The sequence below is a fragment of the Caldicellulosiruptoraceae bacterium PP1 genome (assembly GCA_041320695.1).
Taxonomy (GTDB): domain Bacteria; phylum Bacillota; class Thermoanaerobacteria; order Caldicellulosiruptorales; family Caldicellulosiruptoraceae; genus JBGGOQ01.
The window spans coordinates 135,299-160,218 of record JBGGOQ010000001.1 but is presented as its reverse complement, the minus strand read 5'-3'; the positions used below and the strand labels follow the sequence as shown (position 1 = coordinate 160,218).

The 24,920-nt window shown below is 28.9% G+C and carries 24 protein-coding genes and 1 other RNA gene; 6 read left to right on the top strand and 19 right to left on the bottom strand.

All coding sequences use genetic code 11. The features are described from left to right. Positions 1–10: 10 nt before the first annotated feature. Together ACAG39_00840 and ACAG39_00835 are read right to left on the bottom strand one after the other, a co-directional pair. Positions 11–574, bottom strand: coding sequence for a DUF3780 domain-containing protein (locus ACAG39_00840; protein MEZ0535773.1), 564 nt, complete (start codon positions 572–574; stop codon positions 11–13). After that, the gene (locus ACAG39_00835; protein MEZ0535772.1) at positions 574–3,672 is read right to left on the bottom strand and encodes a DUF499 domain-containing protein; all 3,099 of its coding nucleotides are present in this window, start codon (positions 3,670–3,672) and stop codon (positions 574–576) included. The genes ACAG39_00840 and ACAG39_00835 overlap by 1 nt, the downstream gene beginning before the upstream one ends. Before the next feature lie 231 nt (positions 3,673–3,903). On the opposite strand from ACAG39_00835, the gene pdxS reads away from it, so the two are divergent. Together pdxS and pdxT are read left to right on the top strand one after the other, a co-directional pair. Next, positions 3,904–4,791 (top strand): pyridoxal 5'-phosphate synthase lyase subunit PdxS, encoded by an 888-nt coding sequence (gene pdxS / locus ACAG39_00830; GenBank protein ID MEZ0535771.1) that lies wholly within the window; start codon positions 3,904–3,906, stop codon positions 4,789–4,791. A gap of 4 nt (positions 4,792–4,795) precedes the next feature. Continuing rightward, the gene (gene pdxT, locus ACAG39_00825; protein ID MEZ0535770.1) at positions 4,796–5,371 is read left to right on the top strand and encodes a pyridoxal 5'-phosphate synthase glutaminase subunit PdxT; all 576 of its coding nucleotides are present in this window, start codon (positions 4,796–4,798) and stop codon (positions 5,369–5,371) included. Positions 5,372–5,389: 18 nt separating this feature from the next. Here the strand turns inward: pdxT and ACAG39_00820 are convergent, their stop codons facing one another. From ACAG39_00820 to iorA, 7 genes are all read right to left on the bottom strand, one after another. After that, positions 5,390–6,034 carry a hypothetical protein gene (locus ACAG39_00820; protein ID MEZ0535769.1) on the bottom strand — a complete coding sequence of 215 codons (645 nt, stop codon included), beginning with the start codon at positions 6,032–6,034 and terminating at the stop codon, positions 5,390–5,392. A gap of 76 nt (positions 6,035–6,110) precedes the next feature. Beyond that, positions 6,111–6,491: a DUF4363 family protein gene (locus tag ACAG39_00815; GenBank protein ID MEZ0535768.1), complete on the bottom strand. Its 381-nt coding sequence runs from the start codon at positions 6,489–6,491 to the stop codon at positions 6,111–6,113. A gap of 9 nt (positions 6,492–6,500) precedes the next feature. Beyond that, positions 6,501–7,178, bottom strand: coding sequence for a DUF421 domain-containing protein (locus ACAG39_00810; protein ID MEZ0535767.1), 678 nt, complete (start codon positions 7,176–7,178; stop codon positions 6,501–6,503). Positions 7,179–7,252: 74 nt separating this feature from the next. After that, positions 7,253–8,842, bottom strand: a complete 1,590-nt coding sequence (locus ACAG39_00805; protein ID MEZ0535766.1) for a DUF2254 family protein — start codon at positions 8,840–8,842, stop codon at positions 7,253–7,255. A 6-nt stretch (positions 8,843–8,848) separates the two neighbouring features. After that, entirely contained in the window at positions 8,849–10,108 is a 1,260-nt protein-coding gene (locus ACAG39_00800) for a phenylacetate--CoA ligase family protein (GenBank protein ID MEZ0535765.1), read from the bottom strand. Positions 10,109–10,161: 53 nt separating this feature from the next. Further along, positions 10,162–10,722 (bottom strand): 2-oxoacid:acceptor oxidoreductase family protein, encoded by a 561-nt coding sequence (locus tag ACAG39_00795; GenBank protein MEZ0535764.1) that lies wholly within the window; start codon positions 10,720–10,722, stop codon positions 10,162–10,164. A gap of 3 nt (positions 10,723–10,725) precedes the next feature. Beyond that, positions 10,726–12,510 carry an indolepyruvate ferredoxin oxidoreductase subunit alpha gene (gene iorA, locus ACAG39_00790; protein MEZ0535763.1) on the bottom strand — a complete coding sequence of 595 codons (1,785 nt, stop codon included), beginning with the start codon at positions 12,508–12,510 and terminating at the stop codon, positions 10,726–10,728. A 286-nt stretch (positions 12,511–12,796) separates the two neighbouring features. Here iorA and ACAG39_00785 point away from each other — a divergent pair, with 286 nt between their 5' ends. The 4 genes from ACAG39_00785 (at position 12,797) to ACAG39_00770 (ending at position 16,435) form a co-directional block, all read left to right on the top strand. Beyond that, on the top strand, positions 12,797–13,849 hold the full coding sequence (locus ACAG39_00785) for a Gfo/Idh/MocA family protein (protein MEZ0535762.1): 1,053 nt from the start codon (positions 12,797–12,799) through the stop codon (positions 13,847–13,849). 140 nt (positions 13,850–13,989) lie between these two features. Continuing rightward, a complete protein-coding gene (locus tag ACAG39_00780) occupies positions 13,990–14,361 on the top strand; it encodes a hypothetical protein (protein MEZ0535761.1) in 372 nt (123 codons plus the stop codon). Between the two features lie 56 nt (positions 14,362–14,417). Continuing rightward, positions 14,418–14,969 carry a stage V sporulation protein T gene (spoVT, locus tag ACAG39_00775; protein ID MEZ0535760.1) on the top strand — a complete coding sequence of 184 codons (552 nt, stop codon included), beginning with the start codon at positions 14,418–14,420 and terminating at the stop codon, positions 14,967–14,969. A 134-nt stretch (positions 14,970–15,103) separates the two neighbouring features. Continuing rightward, positions 15,104–16,435, top strand: a complete 1,332-nt coding sequence (locus tag ACAG39_00770) for an MFS transporter (protein MEZ0535759.1) — start codon at positions 15,104–15,106, stop codon at positions 16,433–16,435. 20 nt (positions 16,436–16,455) lie between these two features. Here the strand turns inward: ACAG39_00770 and ACAG39_00765 are convergent, their stop codons facing one another. From ACAG39_00765 to ACAG39_00720, 10 genes are all read right to left on the bottom strand, one after another. Beyond that, the gene (locus ACAG39_00765) at positions 16,456–18,252 is read right to left on the bottom strand and encodes an ABC transporter ATP-binding protein (protein MEZ0535758.1); all 1,797 of its coding nucleotides are present in this window, start codon (positions 18,250–18,252) and stop codon (positions 16,456–16,458) included. Continuing rightward, positions 18,252–19,982 carry an ABC transporter ATP-binding protein gene (locus tag ACAG39_00760; GenBank protein ID MEZ0535757.1) on the bottom strand — a complete coding sequence of 577 codons (1,731 nt, stop codon included), beginning with the start codon at positions 19,980–19,982 and terminating at the stop codon, positions 18,252–18,254. Before ACAG39_00760 ends, ACAG39_00765 begins: the two co-directional genes overlap by 1 nt. Before the next feature lie 351 nt (positions 19,983–20,333). Next, positions 20,334–20,672, bottom strand: an RNA gene (gene rnpB, locus ACAG39_00755) — RNase P RNA component class A. Positions 20,673–20,736: 64 nt separating this feature from the next. After that, positions 20,737–21,621 (bottom strand): polyprenyl synthetase family protein, encoded by an 885-nt coding sequence (locus ACAG39_00750; protein MEZ0535756.1) that lies wholly within the window; start codon positions 21,619–21,621, stop codon positions 20,737–20,739. Next, a complete protein-coding gene (xseB, locus tag ACAG39_00745) occupies positions 21,614–21,880 on the bottom strand; it encodes an exodeoxyribonuclease VII small subunit (GenBank protein ID MEZ0535755.1) in 267 nt (88 codons plus the stop codon). The genes ACAG39_00750 and xseB overlap by 8 nt, the downstream gene beginning before the upstream one ends. A gap of 5 nt (positions 21,881–21,885) precedes the next feature. Further along, entirely contained in the window at positions 21,886–23,253 is a 1,368-nt protein-coding gene (gene xseA / locus ACAG39_00740) for an exodeoxyribonuclease VII large subunit (protein MEZ0535754.1), read from the bottom strand. A gap of 5 nt (positions 23,254–23,258) precedes the next feature. Further along, positions 23,259–23,681, bottom strand: coding sequence for a transcription antitermination factor NusB (gene nusB / locus ACAG39_00735; GenBank protein ID MEZ0535753.1), 423 nt, complete (start codon positions 23,679–23,681; stop codon positions 23,259–23,261). 23 nt (positions 23,682–23,704) lie between these two features. Then, positions 23,705–23,920, bottom strand: coding sequence for a DUF2273 domain-containing protein (locus ACAG39_00730; protein MEZ0535752.1), 216 nt, complete (start codon positions 23,918–23,920; stop codon positions 23,705–23,707). Between the two features lie 9 nt (positions 23,921–23,929). Further along, the gene (gene amaP / locus ACAG39_00725) at positions 23,930–24,469 is read right to left on the bottom strand and encodes an alkaline shock response membrane anchor protein AmaP (protein ID MEZ0535751.1); all 540 of its coding nucleotides are present in this window, start codon (positions 24,467–24,469) and stop codon (positions 23,930–23,932) included. Between the two features lie 54 nt (positions 24,470–24,523). Further along, positions 24,524–24,907, bottom strand: coding sequence for an Asp23/Gls24 family envelope stress response protein (locus ACAG39_00720; protein ID MEZ0535750.1), 384 nt, complete (start codon positions 24,905–24,907; stop codon positions 24,524–24,526). Between the last annotated feature and the right edge of the window lie 13 nt (positions 24,908–24,920).

The window sequence follows — 24,920 nt, the reverse complement described above, 5'->3', positions numbered from 1 at the left end:
ATGTCACCCTCTATTTTAGTAAATCTCTATTTGAGTTTATTTCAAAGATACTTAATTGCTTAATTGATTCTTCAATTGGATTTTCTGTCAGTGCATATTTTATTGCTTTTCTCCACCCTCTTTTGTCGTTTAAGTTCCCTGTTGCTGCGTTAGTCATAGTAAAAAGCCACCATCTTTCTTCTGGTGATAAACCTAACCAATTTTTTATTGCAATTGGAATTAAAGATATTTCACAGTCTTCTATAGCCCATGCTAATAATACCATTTCTTTACCAAACAATCTATGAACAATATTCTGTCCAATCTGCCACTTAGCAACAGGTAATTTTTGTTCTTTAAGTCTTTTATTAAATTCATTCTTAAGTGTATTTTCGATTAATTTCCATTTAGCTTTTGATAGTTCAACCTTTGCTTTATCAACTGTATTGTCTATTACTTGTTGTTCTTTATCATATTGCCAAACAAATCTTTCATAAATAATCATATTACTATTTTGACTTTTTGGAATGATAACAAGAAAATGATGTTCCGATTCTTTTGGATTAAATCCAAAGCCTATTGTGTTTTTGTCCATTATTGCACTAACTCCTCTTGTCGAAAATCATTAATTGTTTTTTTCTTATCTGCCAAATAATCAAGAAAATCTTGACCTGTATTAAATTTAGAAATACTATATTCAAAATTGATATTTACTTTACTTTCTGACATAATATTTGACCTTATTTGTTCAATAATAGATTCAAGTTTATCAATATCAACAGGGACAGAATTACCTATCATAATCTCAAGCCAACCATTATCGTCGCCTGTTTTAAAGAGTGCTATTGTAACATCAGATATTTTTGCATTATGCTTTTTAAGTAAATTCATCTCCTCGTATGTTTCTTTTGTGTCATTAGTTTTAATTTTTCGTGTTACCTTAATAGGTTTTTGTTTATCAATGATAATATTTTCATCAATATCAACTTTTATTGAAACAACTTCTGAAAATTCTCCTTCTGCTTCTGCAACTACTAATACAAGCGACTTATCATCTGGAACTTCTATTTGTCCGTTACATTCAATCCCATAATCTTTTGGATTTGAACCGTCAAATGTATATTTTATCTTTGCATTTGGATTTGATTTAATTTCAATAACTTTTTTATTATCTTTTAAATACGGTGTTCTATATTTTACTTCTAACTTATTTTTCCATATAACAGGATCGCCTGTTTGGTGTTCACCAGTTGAATCAATACATAAAAAAGCTAATTTTAAAGCATTTGTTCTAAATTCATTTAAATTTTCTACAATATTTGAATTTTCAGACACATTGTTTCCATAGTCGTAATAAACTTTATCGCCATATTGTGGAACAATTTTTAAAACAACTTCATCAGTATCAGCATCTCTCCTAAGTTCTTGAATTAAAACGCTTGTCTTTTCTTTTGGGAATGGGCCTTTTTCGATATAGCCACCATTTTCTCTCCAAATGCCTTTTCTGAGCATATCATTTTTTAGTTCAGTAAGAGCCTGTGGGTGATGCCACTGCCATGAAGGATTTGTAGCAGATTTTTCTTCAATATCTACCCAACGCATCTCTTTTTGTGTAAATAATCTGGCTTCACATTTTTTTCTAAAACTTTCGTCAGAAATATCTGTTGTAAATTTCAATTTTCTTAAAAGGACATCTCTTATTTGCTGCTCAGGGTTATATTCATTACCTTTAAATTCCATGGTAAAATCTGCTGATTGTAACCCTTGAGCTGTTGGATAATAAAGATGTTGGAATGTTTCTCTTATTATTTGTTTTAGCTCAAATTGTATTTTCTCCATTTTTTCACTTGCAACTTTAAACTGTGGATCTGTTTCGGGTGTAAATTCATTTTTCATTCGAGCAACTATTGTAGATATAGCTTTTAATTCTTTTGTTTTTTGATATAATCTCTCCATTGTAGATCTTTGACCTGTTAAAAACATAACTCTGTTTTTATAATTAATCTGTTCATAAAAATTAATAAGCTCTGGGTTTAAGCTATCACCTAACATATATGGTTCTGTTATAATTAGGGTTACTTTATCCTTTGAAAGATTTATTTCATCAATAGCCGGAAAAACCAAAACATTTTGATAACAATCATTTAATTTGGGGGTAAATTTATCTAATAGAAAACTTTTTAATTCTTTTTTGGCACTTTCATTATCATAAGAATCTATTAAAGAGTTCATCTCAGCAATGATGTTTTTCACATTTTGGAAATAAAGTCTTCCTTCTTTATCTTTATGTAAATACCATGCTTGCATCTGAAAGTCTTCTAATGCTTTTTTGACACCTGACATATCCTTATTAGGCTCACATAGGTATGCAATAATTTCTTGTAGATGTAACCCCAAAACAGCATTAGGAACCTCAGAAAGAGAGGACATAAGTATTAATTTGCTAATCTGGCTCATATATGTTTCTCCAAGCTGTTTATCAATCACTTCAGCTATTGCCTTACCATTAGAAGCTATATCATGAGAGATCGCATTAGTTAATGATTGTTTTATATTACTAATTGCTGAATACATTTCTTGATCATTTAAATCAAAATCATAAACATTTATTAAATATTTATTTGCTGCTAATGGATTTTCACCTTTATAAAGCTGACTTACTATAATTCTCATTAATCTAATAAGTCCTCTGGTTTGTTGAAAGTTTGTATTCTCTTTAAATCTTGCATATAAATCCTTAAGTATTGGATGAAATGGGTATGAATCTTTTACACCTATATAAATTTGTTCAGGTGAAATATTTGTTAAACCCATTTGTTTTGCTTCATTAACTGCATTCTTATATGCAATAGCAATTTCATTTATATCTTCATTGTCAGGAAGTACAGAAAATAATCTCTTTTTTAAAATATGATATATTTCATCAGAAGTGCTTTGAACTGGTTCGATGTCTAAAGAAAACCTGTTTATCTCTGCTTCAAGTTCTTTGAAAGATGATCTTAAAAGCTCACTTCCACTTTCATATGTAGCTTTTAAATCAGATATTACCAAACAAACATTTGAAAGTTCATCTTTTGCAAGAGCATTAAATAGATTTGCTAAAGCAGTTGTTGTTATTACTGCTAAATTAGTATCTCCTATTAATTTTGATTTAGCATTTTCAAGATATGGTGGTAATTCATCTAATAAAATTAACAAGGGCTCTCCTCTTAATAAATTTATCCATGCTGTTTGACCTGGTGCTTGTAGAGGTGCATAATAATCTTTAAACATTTCTTTTTTGCCAAGTTGATCTGCAATAGCACCCCAAATGCCATAAGGAACATCACTTTCTCGTCCAGTAAATGCTACAACATTTATTTTACCTAAATGGCTATCTTTGAATTTGTCACCTAAAATCTTTGCTCTTAGTTCAGGGTATTTTGCAAGAAGACCTAATGCAACCATATTATGAGTTTTACCGCCACCCATAGTTTGAGTAAGCTTAATAATTCCAGTTTGTCCTTGCCTATGAAATCTTTTAAATGCTGCATCAAATAAAAGTCTCATACCTTGTGTTATATAAGTTTCTTCGAAAAATTCCTTAGGATTTATTCTATTATTTATTAAATCAGTTAAATCAATAACATCCTCCCGCTGAGAACAATCAAAAACACTTTCTCTCGGAATACATGCTTGTAAAAGCGTCTTCATTTTGGGCCTCCTGCTATTTTCTTATTATAATATCAACATAATGTATTATACCATAATATTTACCATATAAAAGACTTTTTTGAGCTTATAATAACTTTTTATTTTGTGTGATAATCAAATTAATATTGTTAACGATTACTTTCTGTATCGATACACTTTAGCTTTCCCCTCTTTTTATCCCTTATAAAAAATCGCATAATAATATAAATGATATTTTAGGAGGTAATTTTAATGAGTTTAAATCAAGAACAATATCAATTAAATAAAAACTTGGCTCAAATGCTAAAAGGTGGGGTTATTATGGATGTGACTACCCCAGAGCAGGCAGAGATTGCCGAAAAAGCTGGTGCTGTTGCTGTTATGGCACTTCAAAAGGTTCCTGCTGATCTTAGAAAAGAAGGTAAAGTTGCAAGAATGGCTGACCCCAAGATTATTAAAGAAATAAAGAGTGCTGTGTCTATTCCTGTTATGGCAAAGGTTAGAATTGGGCATTTTGTTGAGGCACAGATCTTAGAATCCCTTGGAATTGACTATATTGATGAGAGTGAGGTCTTAACCCCTGCTGATGAAGAAAACCACATTGATAAAACAAAGTTCAAGGTTCCTTTTGTTTGTGGTGCAAGGGATTTAGGCGAAGCTCTAAGAAGAATACAAGAAGGTGCTTCAATGATTAGAACAAAAGGTGAGGCAGGCACTGGAAATGTTGTTGAAGCAGTTAGGCATATAAGGCTTATAAATAGACAGATTGCAATTGCATCTTCTTTAAATGAAAATGAATTATATAGATATTCAAAGGATTTAGGTGTTTCATATCAGCTTTTAAAACAAACTGCAGAACTAAAAAGACTACCTGTTGTAAACTTTGCTGCTGGTGGTATAGCTACCCCTGCTGATGCAGCACTTATGATGCAATTAGGATGTGATGGAGTATTTGTTGGCTCAGGAATATTCAAATCAAAAAACCCAGAAAAAAGAGCTAAAGCAATAGTATTAGCTACAACCTATTATAATGATCCAAAGGTATTGGCTGAGATTTCACATGATTTAGGAGAAGAAATGGAAGGTATAGAAATTAGAGATATGCAAGAAAAAGACAAACTATCTTTAAGGGGGATATAAAGGTTTGCTAAATATTGGTGTGCTTGGATTTCAGGGTGGTGTTATTGAACACATTGAAAAGATAAAAAAGCTTGGTCACAATGCTATCTTAGTTAAATATATAAATCAATTGGATAGCCTTGATGGATTAATATTGCCCGGCGGTGAAAGCACTACAATAGGATTATTTTTGAAAAGGGATAATTTTAAAGAAGTTTTATTAAATAAGATTAATTCTGGATTGCCTGTTTTTGGGACATGTGCTGGTGTAATTGTATTAAGTAAAAGAATTAAAAATCAATCTGAAATATATATGCCAGTTTTAGACATAACAATAGAGAGAAATGCTTATGGAAGCCAAATTGATAGTTTTATGGATAATATTTATTTTGAAAAACTCAATATTTATACAAAGGCAGTTTTTATTAGAGCTCCAAAAATAATTGAGGTATCAGAAAATGTTGAGGTTTTGGCAAGGCTTGATACTCCAATTGCTATTCAGCAAGGTAATATATTAGCTGCTACATTTCATCCAGAGCTAACTGATGAAACAATTTGGCATGAATATTTTATAAGTATGATTACAGAAAAAGGCTGTTAAGCGAAAGCTTAACAGCCTTTATTTTCTACTCATTATGAAGTTGTAAACAACGTCAAGCTTAGAATCGTCAAACTCGAAGGTATCTTTGCCCATGGATATCAATAGCTTATTCCCAACCACATTCATTTTTAGCTCTTCACCATATTTATCTTTATACATTTTCTTCAGACTCATCATAAACTGCTTGACATTTTCTTTTCTATATTCAAATATAAACTCGTCAACAGCATCAACAATGTCATAATCTTTCACTATTACTAAATCTCTTAGGCATCCTTCTCCTCTGATTTCTGTTGTATTTGTTCTTCTGTCAAAAATTATCTTAAACTCATTTGATTTTGTTTCATATAAAAGTTCAGTAAATTGATCAGACACATTGTAAGTAATTACACTAAAGAATTTATCAGATGGATATATTATCTTGCTTATATCATAACAAGCATTTAAAATATTGTCTATCTCAAAATCATCTAATTTTTCTCCATAAGCAAAGTCCCTGAAGCTCTTTGAAAAGTCATTATAGCCTAAATAATCAATTTGGGCATATTTATTCTTCTCCAATTCCTTTAAATCATCAATAAAGAAAAAACTATAACCAGCATTACCATTTTCTATATCATATTCCTCAAAGGAGTAGCCTAATATTACTATATATCTTTTCATGGCACTCCCTCCATTCAAATAAATTATTTCTTATATATTATATACCACCAAAATAAGCTTTTATATTAAATTTTTTTTAAAATATATTTTCAAAAGATAGTATTATTCTTTCTTTTATATGGATTACATAAAATTTCAACTGACTTGCTTCACCTATGATATCACTTTTATCTTTATATGTTGTTATTTTTAATATTCTTGTTAAGTTACTTTCAATATTATCAATCTCCTGATGATCAATAAGTGTAGCCCACACTTTTTTTCTTGTATTCCAATATTTTATCATCTCTTTGCATTCAACTTTTGCATTTTCAAATCTGTCATTTTCAACATCTGCAATTATTTTATCTATATAGTTATTCATTTTCTCTATTGTTGGTAAAATCATTATATTAGAAAAATATGTGAATAATGAAATAATTATGATAAATACTATCACAACAATCCAAAACCTCAAATTAAACACCTACCTAATCTTTTTTTGAACAAATAGATTACCTTCTGAATCAATACTTGCAAAAAATACTTTTTTAATATCATCAATACCTCTTTTAGAAAGCTCTTTTTTTATCCACTCTATTTCTATATTTTCTCTTGTGAGAGCATCTTTATTTATCTTACCATCAATTATTATATTTATAGGTAATCCTTCATATTTTGTAGGTATATTCATATCTGATGGAACAACAGGCCTTTTCTGAGATTTTGGAATAACACTTACATCCCCATCTGTTTCTAATATAGCATATTCAATATCATGTATATTAAAATATCCTTTTATTCTAAGTTGTTCTAATAAATCATTAATACCATACATGGTTTTTCTTAATTCCTGCTCTAATATTCTTCCTTTTTCAATCAAAATTGTCGGGCTTCCGCATACCATTTTTTTAACAAGATTTGATTTTAAAGAGCTGTAAGTAATTATTGCTTGTGCAAATAATAATGTTAAAATTGGAATAATTCCATTAATTAATGGAACACCAGTATTTTGCATTGGAACTGAAGCAAGCTCAGAAATCATAATTGTGATAACAAGTTCAAACGGTTGAAGCTCACCCATCTGCCTTTTTCCCATCAACCTCATAACAAGAACAACAACAAAGTATAATATCAGTGTTCGTAAAAACATAACAAGAATCATTAAAAAGCCTCCTTACATGAAATTAACCCTTATTTTTTATTTTTCCATGTAAGAAGGCCTATATTCTCAAATTTTCAAAATTTTTTATAAGTTTTAATTATTTTTTTACATCTAAACTTCCCCTCATAGAATAGCCTTTTTGTCGAAAAATCATCAATGGTAAAGTTATCAAAGAAATTTAAATTCTTTTTAGCTTTTATATTTTTTAGATTTTTGACCTTTGCATAACCATTCCATATAAAGTAAGTATTGATAAAATATTTTGTTGTTGATGTAAAATCAAAGAATATTCTATAAAATTTCCTTTGGTCTATTATTTCCTTTAAAAATAACTTGCTTAAACTATAGAGTCTTGCAATATTTCTTATCATAGAAACAAAAACTACTTGCTTTTTTAGATACAAACTTAGTGCAGTAATCACAAAATATATCTCAAGGTATTCATTTACATTATCCTTTTGATTAGTAATTAGAATCTTTCTAAACCATTCAAGATATTTTGTTATATTCTCCATTTCTGAATTCTCAATAAAGCTTTTTACTGTATGATAATAATCACCAATAATCCAATAAAGTAAATCTGCCTTATTATTATCAATAATTATCTCAATTAGTTTCCCAAAGCAGTTTATTAATATCTCATCACATATAAAAATTAGACCTGTGGGCTCTAAATCAATAATTTCTTTTGATATTGTGTGAAATATATTGAAAGCTTTAATAAAAAGCTGTTGAACCTCATGATTTTCAATGTTATCAAAAAGTTTTATATATATATTAGTTATCTCATCAGTTATTATCTTTACATACCCTAAATTATGATAACCAATCAAATCATAAAGAAGGATATGTTGGTATGCATCAATTATTATTTCTATATCTTTATACATTCTATTTTCTATTAACTTATTTGTTATTATTTGTAAATTACTAATTATTGCTTTAAAAGCCTCATCATCTTTTGCTCTTATACAAATACTTGTTGCTGAAAGTAAATGGTTAATGGAATCCTCAAAAATCTTTTCATACCTCTTGTCATAGAATCTATTATCAATATATAAATTTGATATTAATCGAAGACCTTCAACTGATGTAGTCGTATCCAATTTATTTGATGACTTTTTTGAAATATCATAAATCATATCAAGATATTTTAAGGCCTCATCAATCTTATCTTTTTGAAGCAGTTTTTCTAACTCTTTTAAAATTATTTTTAGTATATTATTTGGTTTTAATATTTCAAAAACATTATATATATATAAGATTAGAACTCCAAGGCATATTACAAACATAAAGATGTCAAAATTTATACCTTTTCTAACAAACCTATTTGAACCTAACCCTTCGTTAACTAATGCAAGCATAAATGTTGTATGAATAATTGTTGTGAAAAAAAACATTAGTAAAATATAGTTCCACTTGAATTTTGTAAAATATTCTATTATCTTATGTGTAAGTTTTGCACTTGTAAGCTGAACGGCTATCATAATTACAGATATTGAAATTGCGAAAATGGTTGTTAGTGATGTAGCAATTGTATTCAAAAGATACCTTGCTGTGTTAGGATCATTTGAAAATATCTCTGGACAGAAAATATATACAATTGCAATAATCAAAATAGAGGAAAGCAAAGACTTTCCTCTACCAAGAGCTTTTAGCTTCATTTTTTATCAACCTTCTCTTAAATCAAAAATCCTTTTTGTTTTTTTCTCACTTCTTGGAAGTTCTCCTATTCTTAATAACTCAACTTCTGGACTAAGACCAATTCTATTTTTAAACTGATGTTGAATTGAACTAATTAGTTCCTTGTTGTTTGTATTTGTTTCTGTCTCAACTTTAAGTGTAACCTTTTCTCGAGAATCTATTCTTTCTATTATAAGCTGGTATTCACATGAAACACCATCAATATCTTTTAAAAGGCTATCTATCTGGGCTGGAAACATATTAACTCCCTTAACCTTAACCATGTCATCAGTTCTTCCAATAATTCTGTCAATTCGAGGATATGATGAACCACATTTACATGAACCAATAAGCTTTCGAGTAATATCTCTTGTGCGATATCTAATTAATGGTGCTCCCTCTTTTCTAAGTGTTGTTATAACAAGTTCACCATATTCCCCATCAGGTAATACTTTACCTGTTTCAGGGTCAATAATTTCAAAATATAAATAATCATCAAAATAGTGAAGTCCTTCATGGTACTTACAATCAATAGCAATACCAGGGCCATAAACCTCAGTAAGTCCATATATATCAAAGGTTTCTATATTAAGATATTCTTCTATTTTTTTTCTTTGTTTATCGCCCCATCTTTCAGAACCAAAAATACCTACCTTTAGATTTATTTTATCTAATAATCCTCTTTTATTTATCTCCTCGGCAAGCAATAATGCATAAGAAGATGTTGCTGTAATTGCTGTTGATTTTAAATCAACCATCATCTGAATTTGTTTTTCAGTATTCCCTGGTCCCATTGGAATAACCATTGCACCAAGGTACTCTGCACCTAACTGAAATCCAATCCCTGCTGTCCATAAACCATATCCTGGTGTGATTTGTATTCTATCTTTGCTAGAAAGTCCTGCAAATTGGTAACATCGTTTCATCATTTCTTTCCAATGGTCAACATCGTTTTGGGTATAAGGAATAATAACAGGAGTTCCAGTTGTTCCAGATGATGAATGAATTCTTACTATTTGTTCTTCATTGACTGCACTAAGCCCTAAGGGGTAAGCCTCTCTTAATTCTTCTTTTGTTGTAAAAGGTAGTTTATGTATATCATTAATTGATGATATATCTTGGGAGACAATCTGTTTTTCAAAAAACTTTTTTCGATAGAATGGACTATTTTCAAATACATTATTAATTTGATTTAGAAAAAGCGATTCAAGGTTAGTCTCTCTCTCTACTAATCCTCTACTATTCATATTCATTTCTCCTCTCATCTAAACTCATCTTAGAATATAAACTTACAAATATTTTATATTGCATTGAAGATTTTTTCAACAAGAATTTTATTCATTCCAAAAACACTTTCTTTTAGATTTTCTTTTAAAGTATTAATTATTTCTTCCAATTTAATATCAAGAAAGCCTTCTTTACTTATATATGATAACAATGCAATATTTTCTGCCTTTAAAAGACCAACTTGATTTAATATATCAAAAAGATTGTAAAATATAACATTCTTTGTATTTTCTTTTATTGTATTAATTACTTCAACTTTATCTACTCTTCCGTTCAGATTAGAAGTTATAAGTCTTTCATTTATAAAAGCATAACCACTTTCTTTGAGATATTTCAAATTTCGTAAAGATTCGTATAACTCAAGTCCAATTAAAATATCTGCATTTTTGGATGGAATAATAGGTCCTCCAACTTCATTAACTCTTACAAAACTCACAACTGAGCCACCTCTTTGACTCATACCAATATTCTCTCCTGTTTTTACATTATATCCTTTATTTAAATAAATTTGAGCTATTATCTTAGAAAGAAGTATATTCCCTTGTCCACCAACACCTGCAATCAAAATATTCATAAGTTAGGCCTCCTCAATAGCATTATGCTTGCAATAAAAGCTACAAAGATTGCATCCAAAGCAAATATTAGTATCAATTTTTATTTTATTATCCTCTTCAAAAATAGCTGGACATCCAGTTTTATATAAACATATTCTACATTTAATACATTTATCTAAGTTTATTTTATAGCTTCTCACCTTTTTTGTAATGTTAATACACTCACGTCTAAAAATAATTGCACAAATGTCATCATCTGAAGTAAATTCCTTTATCTTTTTAATTAATATCTCAAGATTTTCATAAGGATCTAATATGAGGATTTTTTGAATACCCAATCCTGTTAAAACTTTTTCTATTTCAATATTTGGAGCTAATGTTCCATCAACTTTCTTACCTGTACCAGGATGTGGTTGAAATCCTGTCATTCCAGTTGTTAGATTATCAAGAATACATAGAACTAAATTATGATTATTATATATTGCATTTGCAATGCCAGTCATTCCACTGTGAAAAAATGTTGAATCTCCAATAAAAGTAAAAACCTTGGCATCTTTTTCAACTATTTTTATTCCTTGTCCCATGGTAATACTTGCACCCATACAAAGACAAGTATCTGTTGTACTTATTGGTTTTGCTGCTCCAAGTGTATAGCAACCTATATCTCCAGTAAAGATTACTTTTGTTCCTTTACTTGCTTCGTTTATTGCCAAAAATGAATTTCTATGTGGACACCCAGCACATAGCTCTGGTGTTCTTAAAAATAATGAGTTTTTATTAATTTCATCATTAATATCTTTGTTTATTTGACATTCTATTATGCTATTCAAAACTTCTTTTATATAATCTGTATTGAATTCACCTGCATATTTTACATGTCCACTTCTTTTTCCAAAAGTTTTTATTGAAATGTTATTTTCAAAGAGAATTATCTTGCATTCTTCTTCAATTACAGGATCAAGCTCTTCAAAAAATATTATTGATTCTTTATCTTTTGCAAATTTAATTATTAAATTCTTATCAATTGGATGAGAAATTGTTACCTTCATAACTGAAAATAAATCATCAAAATCCTTTATAGCTTCAAGTACATAGTAGTATGAAACACCCGAAGTAATAATACCAATTTTACCTTTATTATGTACCTTATTATAAATTCCTAATTCATAAGACATAGACTGAAGTTTTTCTTCCAATTCTATATGTTTTTTATATGAAAGGCTCGGTAGTATAACCCATTTTGGATCTTTTGAGAAACCAGTTACATTCCTTTTTTTGCGTTCAAATTCAAATTCAATATCTTCATTTGAATGGCAAACTCTTGTAGTCATTCTAAAAATTACAGGAATTTTATACTTCTCAGAAATTTCAAAGGCAGTACCAATAAGCTCAAATGCCTCTTTAGGACTTGATGGGTCAAATATGGGTAAATTGCAAAATCGTGCAAAGTTTCGGGTATCTTGTTCAGTTTGAGATGAATGAGGTCCTGGGTCATCTGCCACATAAATAATCATTCCACCCTCCACTCCTATCATACTTAATGAAAGAAGTGGATCTGCGGCAACGTTTAAACCAACCTGCTTCATTGTAACTACTGTTCTTGCACCACTAATACTTGCACCTGCCGCAACTTCTAATGCAACTTTTTCATTTGTTGACCATTCAACATAAAAATCATCATCTTTGAAATTTTTCAAAGTTTCTATAACCTCTGTCGAAGGTGTTCCGGGATAGCCTGTTACAACATTTACACCATTTAAGTAAAGTGATAATGCAACAGCTTCATTACCCATAAGGATTTTTTTCATTATGCCACCACCTATTTATGTTCTAAATTCAAGTTGAATTTATAATATTATATTAAATAAATATACATTATTCAATTTAAAATAAATATACATCTTAAAATACCACAAAAACATAATAAAAAACCTATTTATAGAATATAAAAAGTATTGACTAACTAATAAAATAATAATTGACCATAATTGCGAATAGCTAAATATGATAATTTTACTATTTTTAATATTTTTAGAAATATATATTAGCTTCTTTGATATCAATAATATTTAACTTATGAAAGGACTGATTAAGTTGTTATCTAGAAAATTTGGAGTTGCAGTTGTTGGCTTTGGCGGAATGGGTGGTTGGCATGCTGATTATGTTCAAACGTTTGATAATTTAACTTTAGTAGGTATTAACGACATCAAGGAAAGCAGAAAAGAATATGCTCAAAAAAGAGGAATACATGTTTTTGAAACATTAGATGATGTTTTAAATGATTCACGTGTAGATATAGTTGTTGTTGCAACACCAAATGATGTTCACAAAGAGATTTCTATTAAAGCATTAAAGGCTGGGAAAAACGTTGTTTGTGAAAAACCAGCAATGATGAATAGCGTTGAATTGGAAGAGGTAATTAAAGTCCAAAAAGAAACTGGTAAGGTTTTTGTAGTTCATCAAAATAGGCGTTGGGATGAAGATTTTCTTACTATTAAAGAGATATATGACAAAAATCTATTAGGTGAAATATATACAATTGAATCAAGAGTTCATGGTTCAAGGGGAATTCCAGGTGACTGGAGACAAAAAAGAGAACATGGTGGAGGAATGCTTCTCGATTGGGGTGTACATATCCTTGATCAAATGCTTGTGATGATTGATGAAAAAATAAAAAAGGTTTTTTGTAAGTTTACACATGTTACAAATGAAGAAGTTGATGATGGTTTTAAAGTAATTCTTACATTCGAAAGTGGTAAAACTGCATTATTAGAAGTTGGAACAAGTAATTTTGTAAATTTACCTAGATGGTATATATTAGGCGTTAATGGTTCGGCTGTTATATATGATTGGAGCTTAAATGGTAAAGTGGTAAGAGTTAAAAATTGGGAAGATAAAGATGCTATCCCAATAAGAGCTGCTTCAGGGCTCACAAAAACAATGGCTCCAAGAAATGAAAACAGTATTGTTGAAGAACCACTACCAATACAAAAATCAGATTTATCTGAATTTTATAAAAATGTAGTTGATACAATAGAAGGTAAATCAGAATTGATAGTCAAAAACTCTCAGGTACTACGAGTTATGAAATTAATGGAAGCTTGTGCATTATCAGATAAGTTGCAACAAGTAGTTGACTTTGAATAAAGCAATGAGAATTCACCCAATTGGTGGATTCTTTTTTTTTATCTTTTTTAAGAATTAAAACCAATTTATTTGACAAAAATAATATATGAATATCTTGCTTAAATTTTATAAACTAATTTTGAATAGGAGTGATTTATGTTTTGGTCAAAAGATTAGAACAAAACAAAAGAAGAATAAAACATCTTCAAAATATAATCCAAAAATGGACAAGAACAGAAAGACATTTAGAAGAATTTGGCAGCATTATGAATGACGATAAGATAAAGCAAGCAATTGATAAGCAAAAAAGACGTGAGGATCAAATCTCAAGTCTTCAAAAAGCTTTACTAAATGAATATGATAGAGAAGATGAAGTTAGAAATCTGGTAAAAAATTATCTCTATACTGAAGGTTATCTTTCACACAATAAAGATAAGCTAAATCAAAAAACTATTGATAAAATAAAAAGACATCAAGAGTTTAGAAAAATACATTTAGAAAATTTGATCAAAAAAAATGACGAAATAGAATAAATTAATTCATAAATAAGAAAAATAAGTATTAGAAAAATATATGAGGAGATGAAAATATGAAGGCAACAGGTATTGTAAGACGAATTGATGATTTAGGTAGGGTGGTTATTCCAAAAGAAATTAGAAGAACACTGAAGATTAGAGAGGGCGACCCACTTGAAATATATACTGATAAAGAAGGCGAAGTTGTTCTTAAAAAGTTTTCACCGATAGGTGAAATGGGAGCTTTTGCTAAAGAATATGCAGAAACTCTTCATCAAGTAAGCGGACATATTATAATAATTACTGACAGGGATGGTGTTATTGCTGTTTCTGGTGCATCAAAAAAAGATTACTTTGATAAATCATTAAGCACCGAATTGGAAAGAATTATGGACGAAAACTCTGTATTATTTGTAAAATCAGAAAATGAATTAAGAACTGTTCCAATAGTATCTGATGACGCAACAAGATATACAGCACAAATAATAAGCCCTATTTTATCAGAAGGCAATGTTATAGGTGCAGTTATTATGTGCTCAACAGAATCAAATGCACGAATGGGAGATCCAGAATATAAACTAGTTCAAGCAGCCACATCTTTCTTTGGTAAACAACTTGAACAATAATTGTGCAAATTTTAAAAAATATTTTGTTAACCCAAAACTGTAGGATTTTATTTTCCTACAGTTTTTTTATATCTTTTTTTAAGGTATAATTATCTATGTAATTTTATTCTACATAGCAAAGGTTGTGGTTTCAATTGAAGCTAAATAGTGACTTAACTAAAGATAAAAATCTTCTACGTAGCCTTAATTTTGTAATATTAGGTATTAGCTTTGGTGTTGTATTCTTTAATGTTACACAAGGATCTCCTATAGCAGGGCTTGCTAAAAATGTCGGTTTTGGTGATTTTTTATATGGTTTAATGTTAGCTCTACCTGTATTAGGTGGAGTAATGCAGGTTTTTGCATCTTATTTCTTAGAGAAAAATAGAAAACGAAAAAAAATATTTTTAATAAGTGGTATATTCCATAGAATACCATGGATATTCATTGCATTTTTGCCTTTATTATTTAACAAAGGTTCATATATATTATTATTTTTATTGATATTTTTAATGACTTTTGCATCAATTTCAAGTTCATTTACTAACGTAGCTTTTTGGTCATGGATGGGAGATTTAATACCTGAACAGATAAGAGGCAGATTTTTTGGTAGGCGTGCTACTATTTTTACTATCGTTGGTATGATTACAGGCCTTGCAATTGGAAGATTTTTAGATACTCATAATAACTTATATGGATTTATGATAATTTTTATATTTGCTGCAATAATGGGTTTATTTGATATTCTTGCTTTTATTTTTGTCGATGATATACCTATGAAACAACAAAAAGAAAATTTAGACATTGTAAATATGTTTAAGGCTACACTTAAAAATAACTCATTTAAACACTTTATGATTTTCTTTGTCCTTTGGAATTTTGGTTTGAATGTAGCAGGTCCTTATTTTAATATGTATATGATTAAAGATCTGAAGATGAGCTATTTTAATATCATCTTTTACACACAAATTATTAGTAATTTGGCAACAATTATTACAATTCCATATGTAGGTAAGATTGTTGATAGAATTGGTAATAGACCTATGCTTTTATTATCATCATCATTGTTATGTTTTGTTCCTATATTGTGGTGTTTTACAAATGCACATAATTATAAATATCTAATTGCTATAATAAGCATCTTAGCAGGTATTCTTTGGCCAATAATGGACATGGGAAACAATAATTTGATTCTTAAGCTTTCTGATTCTAACCAAAAATCAATGTATGTTGCAAGTATTAACTTATTTAATGCTGTTTTTGGGAATGCTATTCCTGTTATATTAGGTGGCTTTTTTATTGAACATATTGCCCCATATATCATTATCTTATTTGAAAAAGTAAACCTTCATTTTGTTAACTATCATATGGCATTTTTATTGTCAGGAATTCTCAGATTTTTCTCAATGTTGTATTTAAAAAATAAAGTAAATGAGCCCGGAGCAAAAAGTCTTAGAAATGAAATTAGGAATAGACTAAGTAAATAAAAAGAGGCGTTTGCCTCTTTTTATTTTGCATTAACTTCATCCCATACTTTAAATTGTGAAACAAACATATTATAATATACACCTTGTTTTTGCATTAGTTCATTATGATTACCCATTTCGACAATTCTTCCATCTTCAACAACCATTATCTTATCTGCATTCTGTATAGTTGACAATCTATGAGCTATTATAAACGATGTTCTTCCTGTTAAGAGCTTCTCTATACCTTTCTGCAATAACCTTTCGGTATAGGTATCAATACTTGCAGTTGCTTCATCTAATATCAATATTTTGGGATCTGCTATTAAGGTTCGTGCTAATGATATAAGCTGCCTTTGCCCTGTTGATAGCCTTGTTCCTCTTTCATTGATATTTGTATTGTAACCATTTTCAAGTTTTTCTATAAATTCGTGAGCAAATACTGCTTTAGCACATTTTATAACATCTTCTTCATTAGCAGATAAATTTCCATACAATATATTATCTTTTACTGTTCCCGAAAATAAAAATGTGTCTTGAAGCATAACCCCAATTTGCTTTCTTAATGATTCAAGTTTGATATTCTTAATATTTATACCATCAATAAGAACTTCTCCCTCAGTTGCATCATAAAATCGACATAATAGATTTATTATTGTTGTTTTGCCTGCTCCAGTATGACCAACAAGTGCTATTCTTTCACCTGGTTTAACCTTAAAACTTACATTATCAAGAACCAATTTTTTATCATCATAGCTAAATGATACATTCCTAAACTCTACTTCACCCTTAATATTATCAATATCAATTGAATTATTATCATCAACAATATCAGGGTTTATATCTAATATTTCAAATATTCTTTCAGCCCCAGCCATATTGGTAATAAGGGTATTATAGAAATTACTCAGGTTCATAATTGGTCTCCAAAACATTGAAATATAAGTTGTAAATGCAACAAGAAGCCCAACTGATATATCGCCACTTTTAATCATTTTTATACCAAAATAATATGTTATAATCAAACCAAATCCCCAAGAAAACTCAACCATAGGCCAAAACATATCATTTATTCTAACAGCTCTTATAAATGAGTTTCTTAATTTATACAAAAGATCAGTAAAATTTTTAAAAGTATAATTTTCTGCCGTAAAGTATTGAATAACTTTAATTCCAGAAAAGTTTTCATGAGTAAATCCATTTAGATTAGAATTCTTTTTCCTATAATCCTGCCATCTCTTTCTTGAAATAGTTTGAATTGCGAAAAGAGAGATAGCAACAATAGGTAGTGTTGATAATGAAAAAAGTGCCAATTTATAGTTCATCATAAGCATAATAACTACAACAGATATTACTGTAACACTGTCGGGAATAAGGTTTGTAATACTGCTATTAAAAAGATTATTTAAAGAATTAACATCTCCAATAACTCTTGCAAGAATTTTTCCTACTGGTCTTTCATCAAAAAATGAAAAAGAAAGCTTTTGTATATGGCAGTATAAGTCTTGTCTTATATTTAAAACTATTTTATTTGTTACTTTTGACATTAATACAATTCTTATCTTTGAAATAATCATTGATAAAAAGCTCAAAAAAACAATAAGACAACCCATCAATATAATTCCATTAAGGTCTTTATTTTTTATATATTTATCAATACTTAACTTCATAAAATATGGGTTTACTAAATCGACAGCCATAACAATTCCAATTAATAATAATATTAATAAAACATCTTTTTTAAAAGGTAATACATATTTAAATAATCTTTTAATAATGTCGATATTGACCTTTTCTTCTAATTTTTCATCTTGTTTTATTCCCACATTTTCAGCCATTATATCACCTCTTCGTCAACCTCAAAATACTTACCATACTGCTCTAAATAGGTATTATAATAAAATCCTTTTTTAGCAAGTAGTGTTTCATGTGTTCCTCTTTCAATAATTTTTCCTTTGTCAAGAACAATAATTTCATCAGCATCTTTAACAGCAGAAATTCTATGAGCTATTATGATTTTTGTAAGATTTTCTATTTTTCTTAACTCTTTTTGTATCTTATATTCAGTTTCCATATCAAGTGCTGAAGTAGCATCATCCATTATTAGTATTTTGCTTTTTCTTGCTAATGCTCTTGCAATCGAGATCCTTTGCTTTTGTCCTCCAGATAAACCTATGCCTCTTTCACCAATTACTGTTTTCAATTTCTCTGGAAGTTTCATAACAAAATTATATGCATGTGAAATTTTCAATGAATTTATAATATCTTGTTCAGATATTGAGTTATCACCAAATCTTATATTTTCTTCTACAGTATCTGAAAATAAAAATACATCTTGAGGAATATATGATATTGAATTTCTTAAAGATGTCAATTTTATTTTGGTAATATCATTATTATCAATCAATATCTTTCCCATTGTTGGATTATAAAACCTTCCAATCAAATTAATTATAGTTGTTTTACCAGAACCAGTTGGCCCCATAATTGCTAAGGTCTTTCCTGGTTTTACTTCAAAATTAATGTCATGGAGAATATACTCATTTTTATATTTAAATGAAACATTTTTAAATATAATATGACCTTTTATTTCATAATCTTTTGCATCTTTATCATCAATAATTTCAGGTATTTTATTAAACAATTTTTCTATCTTACCAAGTGATGCCTTACATTGAGATAAAATATTTATAAGCCAACCACTCATTCTCATTGGCCAAACAAGCATAGATACGTAACCACTAAAAGCAACCAATGTTCCTATTGACATTTTATCTTTTATTACAATTATTCCGCCAGTTGTAATTGTTAAAGCAACTGCAAAATTAGTCAAAAAATCAATCCAGGGAGAATATCTTGAAAGTATCTTTGCTTGTTTCAAGTTTAGTTGATAATTTTTTTGATTCTGTGTTAAAAACTTCTCTATTTCATATTTTTCTCTTGCAAATGATTTTACAACCCTAATGCCTGCAATATCCTCTTGTGCAGTAGTGTTCATTTTAACACCTTGATCTGAAATTTCTCCATATACCTTATCAGTTTCAACTTCAAGTCTGTATGCTATAATTCCAATGATGGGCATAATCAATAAAACCAAAAAAGTTAACTCCCAGTTAATATTAAGTAATATTATGGTTGCTATTATAAAATATAGACTTTGTTCAAAGAAAAGCATTATACCAAAACCAAAGGCAAACCAAATATTTTCAATATCCTCTTTTATTCTTGACATCAACTCGCCAGTATTTATACTGTCAAAAAAACTAAATGACAGTTTTTGAAGATGTGTAAATAAATCTTGCCTTAGTTCAGCCGCTAATTTTGAACCTCCTAAATCCATGAAATATTCCCTAAAATATCCAAATATAGCCCTTGAAATTGTTATTATAGCAAGTATTATTAAAAGTTTAGGAAGCAAAGCAATATTATTTTTTACAATTACCTTATCAATAAGTTGTTCAACTATTTTAGGATTGAACATATCAAGAATTAATGAAAAAAGTGTTGAAGATAAAGCTAATGTAAAAAATATCCAGTTATTTTTTATATATTTCTTTAACCTTCGCATAAAATCACAACCCTCCAACAAAAATAAAAAAGACTATGAAATATTATTAAATACTACCTCATAGTCTAAAAAAACAAAAAGGTTGCAAAATGCAACCCTACTTTATCAAATTTATTATCAAATAATATTAAAAAACATTACTTGAGGTAGGGTTCCTAAAATCAATATTTAATTTATTAGCAAATAACGCTATATTTAATCTCATCATTTTTGCCCTACCTCCCTTCAAATAATGATAATGTCTTCCATTTACATAATACATGATAAATGGAATCTAATATTTTGTCAATAGCTGTAACATAAATTTAATATAAAAAAAGAGGCCATAAAAAGCCTCTTATAGTTATTATCAATGCGACTAGGTCTATAAGCCGAGTTCTGTCGAGAACGGTTATTTCTCTGAAGTCTATGTTACCATAGACTTTTAGCGACCAACCCGGGAACACAGCGGGCAACTGTATAGTCCCCCTATTTGGTCTTGCTCCGGATGGGGTTTGCACAGCCAGTTAGTTACCTAACCGCTGGTGAGCTCTTACCTCACCTTTTCACCCTTACCACTGTTTGTGGCGGTTATTTTCTGTTGCACTTTCCTTGAAGTCGCCTTCACCGGGCATTACCCGGCATCCTGCCCTATGGAGCTCGGACTTTCCTCACAAAGCAAAGGCTTTGTGCAACCGTTCAACCTACTCGCATAAATGTCGTTTATATACTAATTATAAGATATAATAAATCAAAGTCAATATAAAATTATGGATTACTGTTCTCTATAAATAAGTGAATTTGTTAGTTCAGTAAGTAAACCTTTATTATCAATTGTTTTAATTATATCTATTGAAATATTTGAATATTTGTCAACTAGTTTTTGTGATTCTTCAAGCCCATACATTGAAACATAAGTAGTTTTTTGATTTTTTTGATCTTTACCTATACTTTTCCCTAACTTTTCTTCATCTCCTATATAATCAAGTATATCGTCACGAATTTGGAATGCAAGACCTAAATACTTTGCATATTCTTCTAATTTTTTCACAATTTTTTCTTCTGCTCCACCAATCAATGATCCTGCAACAACAGAAGCCTGTATTAATTTAGAGGTTTTATTTAAATGTAAAAGCTCAAGTTCATCTTTATTAATAAGCTTACCTTGGTTTAGAATATCTACAACTTGACCACCAATCATTCCATCTATCCCTGAGCAATTAAAAATATATAACGCAGCATCAATCATTTCTTTTGAATAACCAAATTTTACAATTGATTTAAGTATATTCTCAGCAGCTAAGTTTAATAGTGCATCACCAGCTAAAACTGCTAATCCTTCACCAAATACAATGTGGTTGGTAGGCATCCCTCTCCTGTAACTATCATTATCCATGGAAGGTAGATCATCATGTATTAGTGAATAAGTATGAATAAGTTCAATTGATACAGCAAAATCAATTATTTTTTCTATGTTTGATGAAAATAGTTCAAAGCTCAAAAACATTAAAATTGGTCTTAATCTCTTCCCTCCAGCAAAAATACTGTATCTTATTGATTCATAAATTTTTTGTGGATATTTCGGAATAAGAAGTAAATCTAAATGCTTATCAATTTGTATTTTTCTTTCTTTTATATATGCTTGTAATTCGTTAGTCATTTTCTTGTCCAAGTCCTCCAACTAAATTGTTAGTTATATCTGTTTCTGTGAACTCTTGGTTTATCTTTTCAATTAGTACAAGTTTATGCTCAATGGATTTTAAGATATTGTTACATTTTTGAGAAAGCTTCATGCCTTCTTCATAAATATTTATTGACTCTTCTAAAGAAAGATTGCCATCTTCAAGCTTTTGAACAATCTCTTCTAATTTTTTTAATGCATCTTCAAAAGACAAATTATTCTCATTATGATTATCCATCTCTGCTAATGCTCCTTTTTTATATCTATTATCTTTGTTGTAGCATTACCATTATAGTACATAACTGTTATTATATCATTTATATTAATTTTCTCAATATCTGTAACAATTTTGTCATCTTTTTTAGTAACAGTATAACCTCTTCTTAATATATTCAATGGATTTAAAATAATAAGCTTATCAATAATATTTTGTATTTTTTCTGTCTTATTGTTCAATATATTCTTCATACTTTTAGGTAATTGATTATTTAAATAAAAGTAATTATTTTTATAAACATTAAATTTTGCAACAGGAGAATGCATATTTAGTTTCTTCTCAAGCTGGTTAAGTCTTTCCTTTTTACTTAAAAACATTCTCTTTGACAAAGCATTGAGACGTACGGTAAGCGTATCAACATATTGCATTTTTCTATAAATTGAATTTTGCGGACTATTTTGTTCTAACAATCTTTCCAAAAGTAGTAAATCTTTCTTTTTATGCTGAAACATATTGTTAAACTTGAATTTAATTTGATTTGTAAGGTTTTCAATATCACTCTGTAGATTTACTAATTTTTTTACCACAATTTCTCCAGCGTTAGTTGGAGTAATAGCCCTTACATCAGCTACGTAATCAGATAAAACATAATCTCTATCATGACCAACAGCAGATATTATAGGTGTTTTGGCTGCAAAAATAGTTCTTATAACTTGCTCATCGTTAAAAGCCATAAGATCTTCGAAGGACCCTCCCCCACGACCAACAATAATAATATCAACTTTTTTGAAATTGTCGAAGTAATTTATTCCTTCACAAATCTCTTTTGGTGCATTCTGACCTTGAACCTGACAGTTATAGATGTATATATGAATATTGCTAAATCTATTTTTTATGGAATTAATTATGTCAAGTACGGCAGCACCATATTTTGAGGTAACAATACCAATACTTTTCGGATATGATGGAAGGGGTTTTTTAAATCTATCATCAAAAAGTCCTTCTTTTTCAAGCTTTTCCCTTAACTCTTTTAATTTAAGGTATAATTCTCCAAACCCCTCTTCTTGAATTTTTTTAACTCTCAATTCAACTACATTATCTTTATCATAATACATGACATCACAATATAATAAAGCCTTAAATCCATTTGAAGGTAAAATAAGTTTGTTTTCAGTATATAAATATCCAAAAAAAACACACTTAATTTTTGATTCTCCGGATGTATCCTTCAAATCAAAATATAAGTGTTTCCCTGATATTGTTGGTTTAACTATTTCCCCTCTTATTATAATATCTTTGAGTAAATAATCCCTATCAATTTTGTCTTTTATATATGTAGTTAGTTGATTGACAGTCCAAATGTCTTGTGTATCTTCAAAAAAAGAAAAATTCATATATATCACCTATTTATTTCATTATCAGCAATAGAACCAAGAATTCCATTTACAAACTTTGGAGCATTCTCACCGCCAAATATATTTGCTAAGTCCACAGCTTCATCTATTGCAACAGATACAGGAACTTCAGCTACATATAATAGTTCAAATATGGCAATTCTTAAAAGTTCTAATTCAACCTTAGGTATTCTGTTTATTTCCCAATCCTTAGAATACTTTTCAATTAGACTATCAATTGAATTTTGATTTTGTATAACACCTGTTGCAATCCTTTCTAAATATTCTTTGTCAAATTCCTTATTAATATCAGAATTTTGTGATAAAAAGATATCAATAAAGCTCTTTATATCTTTATTGTTATCATATCTATATGCATATAGAATTTTCATTGATAATTCTCTTGTATTTCTTCTTTTAATATTCATCTTTATTTAAATTAAATCCTCCTTTACCATGGCAGATGCTTGTCTAAAAAATCAATAAGCTTTTTCTTATTATAATATCTGCCTCCTATAAATATACCAATAAAAACACATAATAATAAAAAAATAGTTTTAATAAAGCCAATTGTTAAAAAGAAAATACCTACAATCAATCCAACAATTGCACCAGCTATTTTACCTAAATTTTCTTTAATTATATTCAAAAATTCGTTCATATTCATGGTTAATCCCTACCTTACACGCAAAGTATTTGGTTGTGGTATATAAACATCTTTAATATGAAGATTAACCATAGTTACCTTTACACCAGTAATATTCTCAATATAATTCTTTAAGTTATTCTGAATGTCATTAGTTAATTCTGGGATATTTGTTTCATTCATAATACTAGCATCTATTGTAAATTCGATACCCTCTTCATTGAAAGAAGTCTCAACTATAGCATCTTTTACAGATGAGTATTTTTTTAACACATAATAAGCTGAACTTTCAAATGTTTTTGGTGAAATAATAAGCTGTCCTTTATCATTTACATGAATTATTCCAAGTCTAATTTTTCTCTTTTTTATACCAATTGTTAAAATATATATACTAAGTGCAAGAAATGCTAATGGAATAATTGAATATACAGGATTATTTATATACCTAGTTATTATATTATCAATAATTGAAAAGTCAATCAAATTAAATGGTAATAAAAATAGAACTAAAGAAAATACTAAAACTAAAATAGTATATAATGAAAGAATAATTCTTTCTACTAATTTCATTTATACAACCTCCTCAAACTAAAAACCAAAGTAAACCCCTGGAAAGCCAGAGGTTTACTCTTGTTCTTCTGTTTTTACATCCTTCTCAAATTTTATACCTTGAACATGAACATTAACTTCAACTACACTTAAACCTGTCATGCTTTCAACTGAATTCTTAACTTTATCTTGTATTTCTGAACATACTTCAGGGATAATTACTCCGTATTCTACAGTTATGTAGATATCAATAGCTACTTCATTTTCCCCTATTTGAACTTTTACACCTTTTGTAAGACTCTTCTTGCCAAATGCTTCTGTAATGTTACCTGTAATGGTTCCAACCATTCCCGCAACGCCTTTTACTTCAGATGCTGCAATTCCAGCAATTGTAGCAACTACTTCATCAGCTATTTTAACTGTCCCACCATTATTTTCATTTAATAGGTTTTCTGACATTTTTATTACCTCC